The sequence below is a fragment of the Undibacterium sp. Jales W-56 genome, from assembly GCF_025548535.1.
In the GTDB taxonomy this organism is placed as follows: Bacteria; Pseudomonadota; Gammaproteobacteria; order Burkholderiales; family Burkholderiaceae_D; genus Undibacterium.
Genome location: NZ_JAJLQW010000003.1, coordinates 534,351 through 552,464, shown reverse-complemented (window position 1 = coordinate 552,464; position 18,114 = coordinate 534,351). Strand labels below are relative to the sequence as shown.

General features: G+C 53.9%; 12 protein-coding genes. 7 read left to right on the top strand and 5 right to left on the bottom strand.

The window, feature by feature from the left end:
• Positions 1 to 88 precede the first annotated feature (88 nt).
• Positions 89 to 1,003, bottom strand: coding sequence for a transcriptional activator NhaR (gene nhaR / locus LPB67_RS11675; protein WP_262837379.1), 915 nt, complete (start codon positions 1,001 to 1,003; stop codon positions 89 to 91).
• A 180-nt stretch (positions 1,004 to 1,183) separates the two neighbouring features.
• Here nhaR and LPB67_RS11670 point away from each other — a divergent pair, with 180 nt between their 5' ends.
• The 7 genes from LPB67_RS11670 (at position 1,184) to LPB67_RS11640 (ending at position 12,586) form a co-directional block, all read left to right on the top strand.
• On the top strand, positions 1,184 to 1,870 hold the full coding sequence (locus LPB67_RS11670) for a Bax inhibitor-1/YccA family protein (protein WP_262837378.1): 687 nt from the start codon (positions 1,184 to 1,186) through the stop codon (positions 1,868 to 1,870).
• A gap of 82 nt (positions 1,871 to 1,952) precedes the next feature.
• Entirely contained in the window at positions 1,953 to 2,906 is a 954-nt protein-coding gene (locus tag LPB67_RS11665) for a TerC family protein (RefSeq protein ID WP_262837376.1), read from the top strand.
• A 531-nt stretch (positions 2,907 to 3,437) separates the two neighbouring features.
• Positions 3,438 to 7,187: a methionine synthase gene (gene metH / locus LPB67_RS11660; RefSeq protein ID WP_262837374.1), complete on the top strand. Its 3,750-nt coding sequence runs from the start codon at positions 3,438 to 3,440 to the stop codon at positions 7,185 to 7,187.
• The gene (locus LPB67_RS11655) at positions 7,166 to 7,897 is read left to right on the top strand and encodes a hypothetical protein (RefSeq protein WP_262837372.1); all 732 of its coding nucleotides are present in this window, start codon (positions 7,166 to 7,168) and stop codon (positions 7,895 to 7,897) included. The genes metH and LPB67_RS11655 overlap by 22 nt, the downstream gene beginning before the upstream one ends.
• 364 nt (positions 7,898 to 8,261) lie before the next feature.
• Complete coding sequence (locus LPB67_RS11650) at positions 8,262 to 8,552, top strand: hypothetical protein (RefSeq protein ID WP_262837370.1); 291 nt, start codon at positions 8,262 to 8,264, stop codon at positions 8,550 to 8,552.
• A 324-nt stretch (positions 8,553 to 8,876) separates the two neighbouring features.
• Positions 8,877 to 10,163, top strand: coding sequence for an HD-GYP domain-containing protein (locus LPB67_RS11645; RefSeq protein WP_262837368.1), 1,287 nt, complete (start codon positions 8,877 to 8,879; stop codon positions 10,161 to 10,163).
• Positions 10,160 to 12,586, top strand: a complete 2,427-nt coding sequence (locus LPB67_RS11640; RefSeq protein ID WP_262837367.1) for a bifunctional diguanylate cyclase/phosphodiesterase — start codon at positions 10,160 to 10,162, stop codon at positions 12,584 to 12,586. Before LPB67_RS11645 ends, LPB67_RS11640 begins: the two co-directional genes overlap by 4 nt.
• A 136-nt stretch (positions 12,587 to 12,722) precedes the next feature.
• On the opposite strand, the gene LPB67_RS11635 is transcribed toward LPB67_RS11640, so the two are convergent.
• From LPB67_RS11635 to LPB67_RS11620, 4 genes are all read right to left on the bottom strand, one after another.
• Entirely contained in the window at positions 12,723 to 13,778 is a 1,056-nt protein-coding gene (locus tag LPB67_RS11635) for an OmpA family protein (RefSeq protein ID WP_262837365.1), read from the bottom strand.
• A gap of 327 nt (positions 13,779 to 14,105) precedes the next feature.
• Positions 14,106 to 14,636 carry a GNAT family N-acetyltransferase gene (locus LPB67_RS11630; protein WP_262837364.1) on the bottom strand — a complete coding sequence of 177 codons (531 nt, stop codon included), beginning with the start codon at positions 14,634 to 14,636 and terminating at the stop codon, positions 14,106 to 14,108.
• Positions 14,637 to 14,922: 286 nt separating this feature from the next.
• Positions 14,923 to 15,354 (bottom strand): ANTAR domain-containing response regulator, encoded by a 432-nt coding sequence (locus tag LPB67_RS11625; protein ID WP_262837363.1) that lies wholly within the window; start codon positions 15,352 to 15,354, stop codon positions 14,923 to 14,925.
• Between the two features lie 236 nt (positions 15,355 to 15,590).
• Positions 15,591 to 18,110: an alpha/beta hydrolase family protein gene (locus LPB67_RS11620; RefSeq protein WP_262837362.1), complete on the bottom strand. Its 2,520-nt coding sequence runs from the start codon at positions 18,108 to 18,110 to the stop codon at positions 15,591 to 15,593.
• Between the last annotated feature and the right edge of the window lie 4 nt (positions 18,111 to 18,114).

Below are 18,114 nucleotides of genomic sequence, written 5' to 3'. Positions count from 1 at the left end.
GGAATGGAGAAGCGCTGGCTCGGCACCGAATGTTGCTGGGCAAATCGAGATCGTGACGCATTTCTTGCGATGATTTTCGCTCGAAACATCACCCAAGCCTGGCGCTGCCAAACAAATCCTGCTGTGCCGCGCGGCTGATTGCCAGCACCGCAGGATGCGTGAGTTTTCTCTGCACCGAGATCGCGTAAAACTGTTCTTGAATCTCATCGGTCTGCCCGACCTGCACCAGCTCATACTGGCGCATCAGCATATCGGCGATCGCCGATGGTGCCGCAAAAAATCCCGCTCCCGCCTGAGCGAATGCACTCATCAAGGCGCTATCGTCAAATTCGCCGGCAATCCGTGGATGCAGTTGCTGCGCATCGAGCCAATGCATGAGCTTGGATCGCAACGCGGCATCTTCACCGGGCAAGAGCAAAGGCGCGCCTTCCAGGCAGGCCGGAAAAGCCGCCGGATATTGCTGCTGCAAGGCGGCGGTTGCAAAGAAGCTGATACCGCATTGGCCCAGCAAATGATTGAAGCCGCGCACATTCACCGTGGGCGGCATAGGACTGTCGGACATGACCACGTCAATCTTGTGCATGGCCAGATCTGCCAGCAAGGAGTCGAGTTTGCCTTCGCGGCAATTGATGCGTAAAGTCTGCGGCAGCTTTAAAGCCGGTTCCAGCAAGCGATAGGCCAGGGCTTTTGGCAAGGCATCGGACACGCCCACCCGCAATTGCACCGTCCGTTCAGTCGGCCGGTGATGCAGCACTTCTTCGAGCTCTTGTCCCAGCGAAAAAATTTCTTCGGCATAACCCAAGACCAGCCGGCCGGCTTCGGTCAGCTCCAGATTGCGGCCATGTTTTTTGAACAGCTGCTCACCCTGCACTTGTTCGAACAAACTGATCTGGCCGCTGATGGTTTGCGGCGTCAGATGCAATTGCTCGCTGGCCCGCGCAATGCTGCCGGCCTTGGCGACGCTCCAGAAATAGTGCAAATGCTTGTAATTGAGATTGCTCATCGGGAAGAAAACGCCTATTCATCAGCAGAAACGATCAATACATCGCATAAATCGATTAATTTATCAATTATATTCGACTTTTATTGTGCATTAATCGACACTACACTATTGCTACCTTCTGTTGAGAAGGTGAAGGTTTGATCGCTGTCTTTCAGATCATCAACATTTCAGGAGAAAAGTATGAAAATTCTAGATCGTTCCGCCTTGCGCAATGCGCAGACCGTCGATTACATCGATACCAGCGCCGGTGCTGGCAACAAAGTGTTGCGCAACACCTATATGTTGCTGGCGATGACGCTGTTATTCAGCGCACTGACCGCAGCCGCCAGTGTCGCCTTCGTCTTGCCTGGCCCGGGCATTCTGATCACTCTGGTCGGTTACTTTGGCTTGCTGTTCCTGACCACTAAATTCCGCAACAGCGGACTCGGCCTGTTGTTCGTGTTTGCCCTGACCGGCTTCATGGGCCTGACCATCGGTCCGGTGATCAGCCATTATCTGGGTATGCCAGGCGGCAGCGCCATCGTGATGGGCGCAATGGGTCTGACCGGCCTGATTTTCCTGGCGTTGTCGGCTTACGTGTTAGTCAGCAAACGGGATTTCAGCTTCATGGGCGGTTTCCTGATGGTCGGTATGCTGGTGGCCTTGGTGGCGAGCCTGGGTGCGATTTTCTTCCAGATCCCTGCGCTCTCGTTAACCATCTCCGCGGTCATGGTACTGCTGATGTCCGGCATGATTTTGTTCGAAACCAGCAACATCATCCGCGGCGGCGAGACCAACTACATCATGGCCACAGTCAGCTTGTACATCACCATTTTTAACTTGTTCATGAGCCTGTTGCAATTGCTGGGTTTTGTGAACGAAGAATAAGTCAGGCTGGCAAACCAGAGCCTGTGATTGAGGATTCAATGCGCAATCACAGGCTTCTCATAAAAAATAATAGGATTTATGTATGTTACACAGCATCGCCCAGCCCTGGATGTGGGCGGTCTTCATTGCGTTTGTCCTCGGCATGCTGGCACTCGATGTGTTCGCCCTGGGCGGTTCACGTTCGCATAAAGTCAGCATCAAAGAAGCCGCCATCTGGTCCGGCACCTGGGTCAGCCTTGCCCTGCTGTTCGATTTCGGTCTGTGGAAGTATCTGAGCGACACCGCAGGTCGCACGGTGGCGGATGCAAAAGCGATGGAATTCCTGGCCGGCTATGTGATAGAAAAATCGCTGTCTGTCGATAATGTATTCGTCTTTTTACTGATCTTTGGCCATTTCTCGGTACCTTTGCAGTACCAGCGTAAAGTATTGCTGTACGGCGTGCTGGGCGCGATTGTCATGCGGATTGCGATGATATTGGCAGGTACCTGGGTCGTAACGCAATTCGCCTGGGTCTTGTATCTGTTCGGCATCTTCTTGTTGATTACAGGTTTTCGTATGCTGGTCGCAGCCGAGAAAGAACCAGATCTCGACGCTAATCCGGTTTTACGCTTTGCAAAAAAATGGCTGCCGTTCAGCAAAGAATTTCATGGCGAAAAATTCAGCGTCATGGAGCACGGCAAGCGTATCTATACACCGCTGCTGCTGGTATTAATTTTGATCGAACTATCCGACGTGATTTTTGCGGTCGATTCGATTCCGGCAATCTTTGCCGTGACGACCGATCCCTTCATCGTGTTTACCTCGAATATCTTCGCCATCATGGGATTGCGTGCGCTGTACTTCTTGCTGGCAGATATGGCGAACCGCTTCCATTTGCTCAAATTCGGCCTGGCCCTGGTGCTGATGTTCGTCGGCATCAAAATGCTGATCGTCGAATGGATGCATATCCCGACCGCCGTATCGCTGGCAGTTATCGGCAGCATCCTGCTTAGCGCTGTCATCGCGAGTCTGATCGCAACGCGCCAGAAAAAATAAGTTTAGTTTTTCTTTAGCAGGACTTACGCAGAAATTAACACCTCTCACCAACGAGACACAGAGAAAACGCAAAAGGAACGGGTTCGATGGCGTGTGAATATCAAAACGAACCCGCAAGCTGGGTGCGCCTGTTGGCACACAATGCCTCTGAAAGCCGCAGCCAGCCTGCGGGTTCAATATACATGGTAGCAAGCGGCTCTCTGTTTTGCATAAATCCTATTTAGTTCCCTTTTGGGCATGTGATCGAGGTTGATAGCATGCCCTTTTTTATTGTTTTTTGACTACTCACTGAACGTATCCGTATAAACAAATATGCATTAAGCTTATCAAGCGAACATCAAGAGCAAACTTGACCTCCTGGTAACGCGCCCGGCACGGCAGAAACGGTGGGCAAACTGGTATAATCCCGCTTCGACAGCGCCGATTTGAGATTCAGATTGCGGGCGCGTAATAAGTGCTGCTAAAAGGACGTCGCCCGATCCGCCAGCATGCATGAGCCGATCGGGTTTTTCGTTTTTGCGAGTAATCATCATGACCACCACCCCTGCCGTTTCCGCCACCGAAACCCGCCTGCGCGAGCTGTTGCAACAACGCATCCTGATCCTCGATGGCGCGATGGGTACCATGATCCAGCGTTATAAACTCAGCGAAGAAGATTATCGCGGCGAACGCTTCAAGAATTTTACCGGTCCCGAAGGTGTGCGCGAACTGTTCGTCAAAGGCAATAACGAATTGCTGTCATTGACGCAGCCGCAGGTAATTCAAGAGATTCATGAGCAATATCTGGCCGCCGGTGCCGACCTGATCGAAACCAATACCTTCGGCGCCACCACCGTAGCGCAGGACGATTACCACATGGCGCATCTGGCGTATGAGATGAACCTCGCCTCGGCCAGAATTGCGCGCGCCGCCTGCGATAAATATTCGACCGCCGCCAAGCCGCGCTATGTGGCCGGCGCACTGGGACCGACACCGAAGACCGCCTCGATTTCGCCCGATGTCAACGATCCGGCGGCACGTAACGTCACTTTCGATCAACTGGTCGCGGCTTACCATGAGCAGACCCGTGGCCTGGTCGAGGGCGGTGCCGATGTGCTGCTGGTCGAAACGATTTTCGACACGCTCAATTGCAAAGCGGCGTTATTCGCGATCGATCAGTATTTTGAAGCAACCGGAACGCGCTTGCCGATCATGATTTCCGGCACGGTCACCGATGCGTCCGGTCGTATCCTGTCCGGCCAGACCGTGCCTGCCTTCTGGAATTCGGTGCGTCATGCCAAACCCCTGACCGTCGGCCTCAACTGCGCACTCGGTGCCGCCTTGATGCGTCCGTATGCCGAAGAATTGTCGAAGATCGCAGATACCTTCGTCTGCATCTATCCGAATGCCGGCTTGCCTAATCCCATGAGCGACACCGGCTTCGATGAATTGCCTGCCGATACCTCGGCCTTGCTCAAGGAATTTGCCGAGGCCGGCTTCATCAATATCGCCGGCGGCTGCTGCGGCACCACGCCGGCGCATATCAAGGCGATTGCCGATATCTTGCAAACCCAGACGCCACGCGTGGTGCCGACAGTGGCACCGGCGATGCGCCTGTCCGGCCTGGAGCCTTTCACGATTGACGACAGCTCCTTGTTCGTGAATGTCGGCGAACGCACCAACGTCACCGGCTCCAAAGCCTTTGCCCGCCTGATCCTGAACGAGCAATACGACGAGGCCCTGGCAGTCGCGCGTCAGCAAGTCGAAAACGGTGCGCAAGTCATCGACATCAATATGGATGAAGCGATGCTGGATTCATTGGCCGCGATGACGCGCTTCCTGAACCTGATCGCCTCGGAACCCGATATCGCCCGCGTGCCTATCATGATCGACTCTTCCAAATGGAGCGTGATCGAAGCGGGCTTGAAATGCGTGCAAGGCAAAGCCATCGTCAACTCGATTTCGATGAAAGAAGGCGAAGCACAGTTTATCCAACAGGCCAAACTCTGCAAGCGTTACGGCGCTGCGGTCATCGTCATGGCCTTCGATGAAAAAGGCCAGGCCGACACCTACGAACGCAAGATAGAAATCTGCCAGCGCGCCTATAATTTGCTGGTGCATGAATGCGCGTTCGATCCTTACGACATCATCTTCGACCCGAATATTTTTGCGGTCGCCACCGGCATCGAAGAACACAATAACTACGCGGTCGATTTCATCGAAGCGACGCGCTGGATCCATCAACATCTGCCCGGCGCAAAAATCAGCGGCGGCGTATCGAACGTCAGCTTCTCCTTCCGCGGCAACGATCCTGCGCGCGAAGCGATTCACACCGTCTTCCTGTACCACGCGATCCAGGCCGGCATGACCATGGGTATCGTCAACGCCGGCATGGTCGGCGTGTACAGCGAACTCGATGCCGAATTGCGCGAACGCGTGGAAGACGTGGTCTTGAACCGCCGAGAAGACGCCACCGAGCGCATGATCGAATTCGCCGCCACGCTCAAAGCCGGTGGCAAGCGCGAAGAAGCGACTTTGGAATGGCGCAATGAATCGGTAGAAAAACGCCTGTCGCATGCGATGGTGCACGGCATCACCAACTGGATCGTCGAAGACACCGAAGAAGCCCGCCTGCAGGTATTGCGCAGCGGCGGTCGTCCGATCCATGTGATCGAAGGTCCGCTGATGGCCGGCATGAATATCGTCGGCGACCTGTTCGGCCAAGGCAAAATGTTCTTGCCGCAAGTCGTCAAATCAGCGCGCGTCATGAAGCAGGCCGTTGCCCACCTGGTACCGTATATCGAAGAAGAAAAACGTCTCAGCGGCGACAATAAACCCAAAGGCAAGATCGTCATCGCCACCGTCAAAGGCGACGTGCACGACATCGGTAAAAACATCGTCACCGTGGTCCTGCAATGTAATAATTTTGAAGTCGTCAACATGGGCGTGATGGTGCCCTGCTCCGAAATTCTGGCGAAAGCCAAAGCCGAGAATGCCGACATCATCGGCCTGTCCGGCCTGATCACACCGTCGCTGGAAGAGATGGCCTACGTCGCCAAAGAAATGCAGCGCGACCCGCATTTCCGCATGCTGAAGATTCCGCTGCTGATCGGCGGCGCGACCACCAGCCGCGCCCATACCGCGGTCAAGATTGCGCCGAATTACGAAGGTCCGGTGGTCTACGTCGCCGACGCCTCGCGCTCGGTATCGGTCGCGCAATCGCTGCTGACCCCAGAGAGCCGCGAGCAATATATCGATGAGCTGGCGACCGACTACGACCGCATCCGAACCCAGCATGCGAATAAAAAAGCCGTGCCTATGGTGACGCTGGCGCAAGCACGCGCCAACAAAATGCGCGTCGATTTCAGCGGAAAAAATACGCCGGTCAAACCGAAATTCATCGGCCGCCGCGTCTTTAAAAACGTCGACCTGGCAACCATCGCGCACTACATCGACTGGAGCCCATTCTTCCAGACCTGGGATCTGGCCGGTCCCTTCCCCGCGATTTTGACTGATGAAGTGGTCGGCGAGGCCGCCAGCAAAGTATTTGAAGAAGGCCAGGCGATGCTGAAAAAAATCATCGAAGGCCGCTGGCTGACCGCGAACGGCGTGGTCTCGCTGTTACCGGCGAATACCGTCAACCATGACGACATCGAGATCTACACCGACGACAGCCGCAGCGAAGTCGCCTTCACCTACTACGGCACACGCCAGCAAACCGAGAAACCTGTCATCGACGGTGTGCAAAGACCGAACCAATGCCTGAGCGACTTCATCGCGCCGAAAGACAGCGGCATCGCTGATTACATCGGCATGTTCGCCGTGACCGCCGGTCTGGGCATAGAAAAGCACGAAAAACGCTTCGAAGATGCGCACGACGACTACAGCAGCATCATGCTCAAATCGCTGGCCGACCGGCTGGCCGAAGCCTTCGCCGAATACCTGCACGAACGCATCCGCAAAGACCTGTGGGGCTATGCCGCGGATGAAGCGCTCAGCAACGAAGAATTGATCAAGGAATCCTACAAAGGCATACGCCCCGCCCCCGGCTACCCGGCCTGCCCGGAACATACGGTCAAGACCGACATGTTCCGGCAAATGCAATGCGAAGAAATCGATATGTACATCACCGAATCATGGGCCATGATACCGGGCGCGGCAGTATCGGGTTTCTACTTCGCGCATCCTGAGTCCAAGTATTTTAGCGTCGGAAAAATTGCGGATGATCAGGTGGTGGATATGGCGGCACGGCGTGGGGTGGCCAAGGATGAAGTTGAGCGGTGGTTGGCGCCGAATTTGTGATTGCTATATTCATGAAGAATTGTTGGATTTGTGGCGATTTAGCTGATTCCGCCGAACATATGATCAAAGCATCCAACATAAAAGCTATGTTTGGTAAGATTGATAACGGTCATCCTTTATTTCGTCGTATCGATGATGAAAAACATGAACGAATTGCGGGTATCAAATCCGAGAAGCTTAAATTTGAGAAAAGCTTGTGTTCTGGTTGCAATAATGCCCGGACTCAAAAGCATGATAAAGCTTGGGAAAAATTATCCAATTATTTGTTAGTGCGTAGTCCCAAAATTGACGTTGGCGAAAGAATCAGATTACGCCCTGTTTTTAACGATGGATTGCGTAAAGGAATGCTCGGAGTTCATCTCTATTTTCTAAAGCTATTTGGATGCCTAATTATTGAGAATGAGATCCCGTTAGATAGCCAAGAATTTGCAAATTGCATTTTGAATGATTATGCGCATCCCAATGTTTATTTATCTTTTCTCGTCGTAAAAAATCAGAATATTAAAAAGCAAGCTGCCATTTCACAAGTGACTTACATTCAAAAGGGTGAATTCGTATCTGCTCAATGGATGTATATAGTTGGCTCAATCGCAGTAAACGTGACTCTTGCTAGCTCTGTTCGACCAAATAAGCGCGAGGTACACCTTTGGCACCCAACCAGTTTTGATAAGCATATCGTTTTGGATCAATTGGGGAAGAGAGCCTATTAGCATTCGTATCAAGCACAGCTTGAGCATTTTTACTTTCGTAAGGTAATGAAATAACAAGCGTAGCGTGCATATTTCATAGCTTTGTAGGGTGCGCCATGCGCACCGATTGCTGGCGTTCAATAAGTCCTCATTTCCCTACCATCAAAATGGTATGCGAGAGCGCTGGGGATCAAACAATGCTCTGGCTATATTCCTTAGACTTCGGATCATCGACCGCCCTCACCCTCGGTCCCTCTCCCGCACGCGGGAGAGGGAGGAAATCCCAAACAACGCCCGCACATTCTCCCTAACCTCAGCAACCCAAAGCGCTACAATCCGATAAAACCGCCCCAGCGCAACAAAAAAACTCAACATCGGAGATTCCATGAGCACTCACAGCACACTCTATCTCTGGCTAAGTCGCCACGCGCTGCTCACCTTCATCCTGATGACCGTCAGCTTTTTACTGTTTGGTATTTTGACGCTGGATCTGGCGCGCGTCGTTACGCTCAATGCCGACTATATCGTCAGCAATGGCTGGATGGGTCTGATCGACGGCGGATTACGGCAATTCATCGAGTTGTGTCTGAGTGCAGCGGCGGCGATGGTTTTTTATTTGCTGTTCAAATTGTGTGAACAGGTGCTCACCCACCGGCTGGCACAGTCGCGCAGCTGAACGAAAGTCAACAGCAGCGAGACGATGATGCTGCGTTCAGATACGCATTGAATTATTAAATGGCTTAGCCTGCCCGCAATCTCCACGCGCCTTACCGGCCAAAATCATCTGAAAACTCGCATAAACATTAGGCGACCGTTTTCAAAAAAAACTCAAATGACTTTTTCAATTCGGGCTACCAACCGCATTCGGGTGCAGCGTCGTTTGCTTTCTCATTATTTCCCGACTGAAACGTTGAAATAGATGGATTTTTCAGAAGTGCCGTGTTAATAGTACAACTTGTCCAAAACAGCTCTTGAATCAAGGCATTCAGCGGCGAGCTCCATGACTGACATCTACACACAATTTATCGATATTTCGCAGCTCCGGATAGGGATGTTTATTTATCTCGATATGGGTTGGATGGACCATCCTTTTCCGGTAAACAGCTTTGAAATTCGCAATCAGGATCAGATTGCGACCATACATTCTCTGGGTCTGGAACGCATACGCTATGCGCCGGACAAAAGCTCGCCAGATCCCGGCGCAGCAGCCAGTGCCGCGCCGGATAGCGCATCGACCGCTGCAACGGCACGCCTGGCCGAATCGCCGAAAACCGTCGAGGCGCGCAAGCATCGCGAAATGCTGGCGAACCAGCAAGCCAGTTTGCTGGCCTGCGAACGCCAATTCAGCCAGGCCTCACAAACCTTCAAACATGTGACCGAGATGGTGCATGCGCAACCGCAAGTCGCGCGCGAGCAAGCCGAGAATTTGATACGCGGCTTTTTGGCCGACATGCTGGGCGAAGACGAGGCGGCGATCCGCCTGCTGTCCGAAAAAGCCGGCGAACGTACCTCGCTGCACTCGATCAATGTGACCGTCATCTCGCTGCTGCTGGGCAAGGCGATGGAGCTGAGCAAGATCGATATGCTGGAACTCGGTATCGGGGCTTTACTGCACGATATCGGCAAGATGGAATTACCTGACCGCTTGCGCTGGCTGGAGGATCATTTCACGCATGCCGAGCGGCAGCTGTATCAAAGTCATGTGATGCATGGCGTGACGCTGGCGCGCAAACTCGGTTTGTCGCCGAATGCGACCCTGCTGATCGCGCAACATCATGAGCACATCGATGGTTCCGGTTACCCGACGCATATCTTCGCGGACAAAATATCGCCGCTCGCCAGAATTGTGTCGCTGGTCAATCAATACGATAATTTATGCAACCCCGGCAATCCGGCGCTGGCGATCACACCACATGAAGCTTTGTCCCAATTGTTCACCCACTATAAAACCCAATTCCATGCACCGACCATGACGGCGTTTATCCGCATGATGGGAATTTACCCGCCGGGATCGGTGGTGCAGCTCACCGACGAACGGTATGCGCTGGTAGTGTCGGTCAATTCTTCCCGCCCGATCAAACCTCGCGTCATGATCCACAATCCCGAGGTGCCGCGCGACGATGCGCTGGTCATCAACCTGGAACACGAACAAAGTCTGGGCATCCACCGCAGCCTGAAACCCTTGCAATTGCCCAAGGCAGCCTACGACTATTTGTCACCGCGCAAACGCTTATGCTACTTCTTCGAACGCGGCCGCGAGATTGAGACCATCGGCGGTGCCGCATGAAGGCCCCACAATGGCAGGCACTGATCGAGGGCATGCTGGAAGCGGTATTGCTGGTCGATCCGATTCAGCTGATGGTGCTCGCGGCGAACCGTTCTGCGCATCAGTTGCTGCAACTGCCCAACGGCGCGCTGATTGGCAAGCCGGTGATTGAACTGGCCGCGGCGCCTGAAGATGTGTTTTTCTGGGAAGATGCGGCGGCGGGCTTATCCGATCATATTTTTTCAGAAACCGTCTTGCAACTCGCCGATGGCAGCCGGATCCAGGTTGAACGACGCGTCACGCTGGTGCGCATCGGCATGGATAGCACGATGTATGTGGTAGCGATCCGCGACCATACCAATCAGCGGCATGTCGAGAATGAACTCGAAAAACTCATCGCTGAATTACGTGCGACACTAGAATCGACCGCCGACGGCATTCTGGTCACGGACCTGGAAGGCGGCATACGCAGCTACAATCATCTGTTCGCTAAATTGTGGACCTTGCCGGACGAATTGCTGACCCAAAGAGATGACCCGGCGATCTATGCCTGGATGGACAAGTGCATGGTGGATGCCAGTCATTACAGCGAACGGCTAGGCGCGATCAACCGTTCGCCTTTGATGGAAGCCACCGATGTGCTGGTGCTGCGTTCCGGCAAAATTCTGGAGCGCGTGACCTTGCCGCAATATGCGCGCGGCCGTGCCATCGGCCGAGTCTATTCGTATCGCGACATCACGCAGCGACTGGCGGACGAAGCGCGCCTGCAACTGGCCGCCAAGGTATTTGAATCGAGCACCGATGCGATCTTCATCACCGATGCCGAGCAAAAAATCATCACCACCAATCCCAGCTTTGAAAAACTGACCAGCTATACCGAGCAGGAAATGATCGGCAAGTCGCCCAGCGATTTTTTTTCTGAAGAAAGCAATACGCTCTTGGTGCAGCAACTGCTAGAGAATCTGGACATCAAAGGCTTTTGGGAAGGCGAACTCTGGAATCGCCGTAAAAATGGCCATGCCTATCTATGCATGATTTCGCTGGTCAGGGTCCAGGATGAAGCTGGCAAGACCATCCATTACATCGGCTTCTTCAAGGACAGAACCGAGACCCATGCCGCCAAACAAAAGATAGAAGAGCTGGCATTCTCCGACATATTGACGGGACTGCCGAATCGCTTGCTGCTGGCGGAACGGATCAAGCAATCGATCACGGTCGCCAGCCGCAACAACGGCGGCTTCGCGCTGTTATTCCTAGATCTCGATCACTTTAAGCAGATCAATGATTCGCTCGGCCATCCGTTCGGCGACCGGGTCCTGGTCGATGTGACCGAACGGCTGAAAAAATGCATACGCCAGGTCGATACCGCATCGCGCCTGGGCGGCGATGAATTTGTGCTGCTCTTGCATCAGGCAGATGCCAACGGCGCTGAAATTTGTGCGCGGCGGGTGTTGGAAGAACTCAGTGCGCCGTTCACGCTCGACGGCATGAGCTTCTCCGTCAGTTGCAGCATTGGTGTCGCGCTGTATCCGGCCGACGGCAACAATATGGACGACCTGATCAAAAACGCCGACAGCGCGATGTACCACGTCAAGGAAAGAGGCCGCTCGGATTTCCGTTTTTATCAACGCCAGATGAATGTCGGCCTGCTGTCTCGCATGAAGCTCGATCATGCGATGCGCCAGGCCCTTGAGCATGATGGCTTCCGTCTGCATTATCAGCCGCTGGTGAACATCGATAGCGGTGAGGTGTTCGGTGCCGAAGCCTTGATACGCTGGTATGACAAGGATCTGGGCGAAGTCAGTCCGGCCCAGTTTATTCCTATCGCGGAAGAAACCGGCGTGATTGTCGCGATCGGCAACTGGGTCATGAACACCGCCATCAGACAGGCGGCTTTGTGGAACCTGGATAGGAAATTACGCATCTCCGTGAATGTCTCGGCGCTGCAATTCCAGCAAAGCGATTTTGTGGAAAACGTCGCGAAAGCACTGGCCGCAGCCGATTTGCCGGCCGATTGCATAGAACTGGAACTGACCGAATCGATCCTGATCCGCGATGTCGATGAAGCGCTGCTGAAACTCGAATCACTAGCCGCACTCGGCGTCAAATTAGCGATTGACGATTTCGGCACGGGCTATTCCAGCCTCAGTTACCTGAAACGCTTCCCTATCGATAAACTGAAAATCGACCGTTCGTTTGTCATGCATCTGCCGGATGACGACAGCGATGTGGCGATCGTGACAGCCATCATCAGCCTGGCGCACGCGCTGAAACTCGGCGTGATTGCAGAAGGGGTAGAGACCGAGGCGCAGCGCGCCTTGCTGAAAACCCTGGGCTGCGATGAATTGCAGGGCTATCTGTATTCACCGGCCTTGTCGGTCCATGATTTTGAAGCGTGGTACCGTAACGCCACGCCCGCGCTGCCGGTACGGCAACAGCATTGATCTGGCAGTCTGACGCCGATCAAATTGCGTCAAACTGCATCAATCAAATAAGGGCCAAACAAAATAAAAATGGCGCTGTCTCGATATCGAAAGGCAGCGCCATTTTTTAATCATCGAAGTTCATTGGGATTTCAAATCAGGATTTGACCAATTCCACCCGGCGGTTCTTGGCGCGGCCGTTTTCTGTTGAATTATCTGTCAAAGGATGCTCTGCTCCCATTCCGGCAGCAGTCAGGCGGGATTCTTCTATTTTTTGTGCGGTGATTGCCTTGACCACAGATTGCGCTCGTGCCAGCGACAAAGTCTTGTTATGCGCTGCATCGCCCACGTTATCGGTGTGGCCTTGGACTTTCAGTTTCAATGTACTGTCTGCGCGTAGCAATTTCACGATTTCGTCAACAACCGGCGCACTGTCTGGGCGGATCACGTCGCTGTCCGTATCGAATGACAGATACAGGGCGATATGGCCTTGCTGTTGCAGGCTAGATGCCATCGTATCAGCCTTGATCAGACCGACATTTTGCTCCAGTGCTTTTTCTTCTATCACCAGCAGACTAGTGTTGATGCCATCGTCAAACGTCGCAACGGCAATCCAGATGCTGGTTTTATCTGTGCGTATCAGATAAACGTCATACGAGGTAACGCCACCGCCCTGGAAATTGGTACCGGCATAACCCAGCCGCAATTTTTTAAAGACAGCTTCGATATCACCCCCCTGCTGTTTCACAAACGCATCGTCAGACGGTTGGAATTTGTTCACCTTTACCCCACCGATCGATTTGATCATGTCTTCGTAGTTGCGTTGCGATGCCAAAGCAGACATGTTCAAGGTGTTGTGAGGAAATGTGCGGAGAGAAACCCTGCCTTCAACCGCACGCATTTCATTCCCCGCAATGATGTATGCCTTATCGAATTGCGTATCGGTAACGTTATGGTGATAACTTTCGTCAAGCTTGGCCGGGTAATCCACATAAGGAAAAGCCGGTAAAGCAGCGGTCGTGCGCGGAACGGATTGCAGATCAAAAGAATTATTGGCTGCGGTGGATACTGTTGAATTGGTATTTTTTTCCACCATGTCCTGGGTGGGAATGCTGGCTTTGGCGGGTGCTTCAGCATTTTTTGCTTTGCAAGCATTTAGTGCCAGCACAACACAAAAGAACGTTCCGTACAGCAATTTTTTAGAGGTAATCATAAATAAGCGTTAGTAATTAAAAACATGGGTAATAAGGCTTGTCTTATTAGACAAATCTGGAAGTCAAGGCAAGAAGATCAAAGTAGCTTCAGTTCAATTTTGTTGCATAACAGCAAAATATTAATGAATGAATTCAATAGTTTATAATTTTACAATGAATCAAATCCATTTAAGGGATAAAAATTTACCGGTAAAAAATCGGCTTTTGAGTTAACAGAACAATCAGTTCTAGAATAAAAAAATGAAAACGTCGCAAAACGTTTTCATTTTTTTATTTGTGCTTCTGCCTATAACACGAAAATTTACAACGTCAGCACTGCAAGGTCATCAAGCTGTTGAGCGGGCGCGCCAATCGACCTGCGTCATCTCATACACCGCAGTGTCCATGTCGTACCAGCGCTCGATGCCGCGATACTGCATGCCCAGCTTCTTCATCACATGGGCCGAGCCTTGATTGTCCTGATGACAGACGGCGCAGAGCAGCTCGCCTTGTAGGGTATCGAATGCAAAGCCCGCCATTGCCTGCGCCGCCTCCGAGGCAAAACCCTGGCCCCATTTGTCCCGGCGCAGGCGCCAGCCGATTTCCAGAGGATTGGCCGGATCTCTGCCCAGATGCTGAATGCAGCCGGCACCGATGATCTGGTTGGTCTCCGATTCAAAAAAACTCCACCACGAAAATCCGAATTCTATCCAGCGCGCCTTGACGCGTTCTATCATGGCGAACGTGTCATCGCGCGTATCTGCCTTGCCGGTGATATAGCGCATCACTTCGGGGTCGCTGTTCATCGCGTACAGTCCGTCGAAATGTGTATCCGTGATCGGTTCCAGCCGTAGTCTTGGGGTGGTGAGTATGCTCATGTCAAGTCGATTCTGTTGAATTATTGGGATTTACGGAAAAACCAAAACCTCTCACCGCAGAGACTCAGAGAAAAGGCGAGGGGCACCGGTTCTAAGGAATGCCAATATCAAAAATGAACCCGCAAGCTGGGCGCGCCTGTTGGCACGAAATGCCTCTGAAAGCCGCATCCAGTCTACGGGTTCAATGTACATTGTGGTAAGCAGCTTGTCATTTTGCGTAAGTCCTGATTATTTTAAGTCAGCGATAAGATGCCGCTGCGCAAAACATGGACGAACGCGGGGATATTTATTCTGCGGCAGGACTGTCGCCCGGGTTCAGCACCCCTTCGGCAGACTTGGCGCTTTGTTGCCTGGCAAGCCGGATGATGGTGTTGCGGATCGAGGCCAGCACCGCCACCGAATTGAACGGTTTCACGATGAATCCCTGCACGCCGCGCTGCTTGGCCGCTGCCAGCGTTTCAGCATCGATTTTTGCGGACACCAGGAAGATCAGGGCCTTGGGTATTTCTGCGCGGATCGTCTCGAGCACGCCCAGGCCGTCCTGATCGGTTTCGCCGATATCCACGCAAATCACCTGCGGCCTGAGTTTGACCATGCGCGCCAGCGAAGCCGGACTGACATTGCCGTCACCCACGACTTCATGGCCGCCATTGGTCAATACCGAACTCAGCAGATTACGCGCAACGGCTTGGTTATCGAGTATGACCGCTTTCAGCATGGCAGATAGAAGTTGGTGGTGTCAGAAACATCATAAAGGAAAAGCGCCTGCTTGTGCCAAGCGCGTGGCTTTTCCACATACTGGCGTAGTGTATCTGCAATAATATACCGGTTTCGCTTATCAATATTGCGGAAACGCTTGAAAAATCAGGATACTCCCCTAGTTCCCTGTTTGCAGCGGCGTTGCTTGGTGCGCTCAACCCGGCCTTGCGTATCTATTCCGTATCTATCCCGTATCTATTTTGCGCCCTCAGCTTGCGGTGCCGGGTTTTTCAGATGCTGTTCCAGCCACTGATCCTGCTCCCACAGCATCTGCAAAATCGATTCGCGGGCGCGATAGGCATGGCTCTCATTGGGCAGCATGACCAGCCTGGCCACCGCGCCCAAACCTTGCAAGGCCTGATACATGCGCTCGCTCTGGATGGGGAAAGTGCCGGGATTATTGTCCTGTTCGCCGTGGATAAACAAGATCGGATCCTTGATCTGATGCGCAAAATTGAATGGCGCCATGACTTGATACACGTCTTTGGCTTCCCAAAAATTGCGGTCCTCGGATTGGAAACCGAATGGCGTCAGGCTGCGGTTATAGGCCCCCGAGCGCGCAATCCCGGCGCGGAACAGCCGTGTATGCGCCAGCAGATTCGCGGTCATAAATGCGCCATAGCTATGGCCGCCGATTGCGATCCTGTTACGCTCCGCCACGCCCAGCCGCACCACCTCGTCGACGGCCGCTTCGGCATCCATTTTCAGCTGCGGCAGATAGCTGTCGTTCGGTTCCTGTTTGCCCTCGCCGACGATCGGCATGGCCGGATGGTCCAGCACCGTATACCCGCGCGCCAGCATGACCTGCGGCCCCCAATAACTGATGCGATTGAATTTGTACGGCGAATCCTTGACCTGGCCTGCTGCCTCAGCGGATTTGAATTCTTCAGGATAAGCCCACATCAGCATCGGTCTGGGACCATCGCGCCTGGGCTCGTAATCCGGCGGCAGGTATAAGGTTGCCGACAGCGCGACACCGTCAGCACGGTGGTAATTGATCTGCTGTTTTTGGACGCCCTTGAATTGCGGTGTCGGGTGCGGGAATTGCGTCAGGGCACGCGGCGCGGCCTGGCCGCTCAGATCGCGCAGGTAAAAATTAGGCCGTTCATCGCTGGCTTCGCGGCTGGTGATGACTTGCCGGCCGGCGTCATCCAAGAGCGCCACTACCTGTTCGTAGTACGGCGCAGCCGAGCGCCACAAACGCGTGCTTTGCCTGGACCTGGTATTGAAAGCATCGAAGAAAGGCCGATCGCCTTCGGCACTCGCGCCATCGCCGGTCAGGAACAAGGTGCTGCCGTCGGCAGCGGTCCGCAGCACCGCGCGGCCGAATTCATTGATGCGCTTGGACGGACTGCCCGGATTGGCATAGCGATCTTCGGATTTATACGAGAACAAAAGTTCAGGCGCAACCGGCGGTTTAGCTGACGGTCCTGGCGGCCCCGGCTGTATCAGCCAGGTGCGTACCTCGCGGGTCTTCCACCAGTATTCGGTCACGAGGGCAAGATCGTCGCGCCCCCATTCAACATCGGCAAAGCGCGTTGCCAGGTCTTGTAATTTTTGTGCAGCGGCATCGAACGGTGCGGCTTGCTGGAACAGGCTGTCGCGTACTTTGGCGTCGACATTCGGATCGCCGCCGTCCTGCGCCTCGACCCAATACAAGGTCGCCGGCTGATCGCTGCGCCAGCCGTAATTGCGCGGTCCGGTCTGCACCGCATCATTGCCCGGCGGCAGGCGATCGCGCAAGGGACGCTCGGTCATGGTCTTGAGTTTTTTGCCTTGCATATCCCACATCTCCACCAGCTGCGGAAAGCGCGCAATCGGCAACATGTTCGAATACGGACGGCGCAAATGCGTCGCCAGGATGTATTGGCCGTCCGGCGAAGCCTGCGCTGCCAATAGGGTCGCGGCCTGGCCTATGCGCTGCACCTCGCCCCTGGTCGTCACGACTGCCAGCTGGCTTTGCAATTGCCAGTCCAGCAGGTCGGCATCGGCCGGTGATTTCAGCATGTCGGGGTAGGTCCGGTTTTGCGTGACTTTACCGCCCAGGCTCTGCTGGATGTTTGGCCCTGCCGGTGCGGCCGGCGTCACCGGTGCCGCAGCCTGTCTGAGCGGCTTCAGACGCACCAGCAATTTTTTCGGCGCATCCTTTGCAGAACCGTCGCTCAAGCCGCTCAGCCAGTTAAAACCGGTACCGGCAACCGCATTCAAAGGCTCCTTGATGAGACGCCGGGCGCTGGCTTGCTCGACGTCCAGCAACCACAGTTCAACACCGGTAGCGCTCCAGCGGCTAAAGGCAATCCAGCGCTCGTCGGCCGACCAGGCGGTGTCGGCAATGCGCGGATTGGCGGGCAGGCCGGTGACCTTGCGGATCTGGCCCGACGCGATATCCAGCAAAGACATGCCGTCGCCGAACTCAAAACGGCTGGCGGCGCGTAATTTGCTATTAATACGCAAACCCGCCAGCTTCAACTCCGGTTGCGCCACATCGGCAATCGCCGGCAAACCGGGCAAATTCACCAGCAAAGCCTGCCTGCGTTGCGGGCCGATCTGGAAAATAGGGCCACGCGGCGCATCGACCACGGCTTGCAATTCGGCGGCGGGGATTTGATAACTTGTATTCACGGCAGGACTTTCGGCAAAGCTGAGCACCGCGGATAAAGCCAGGCTCACGCCGGTCAACAACGGTGTAAATATTTTGAGGGATGTGGGATACATGATG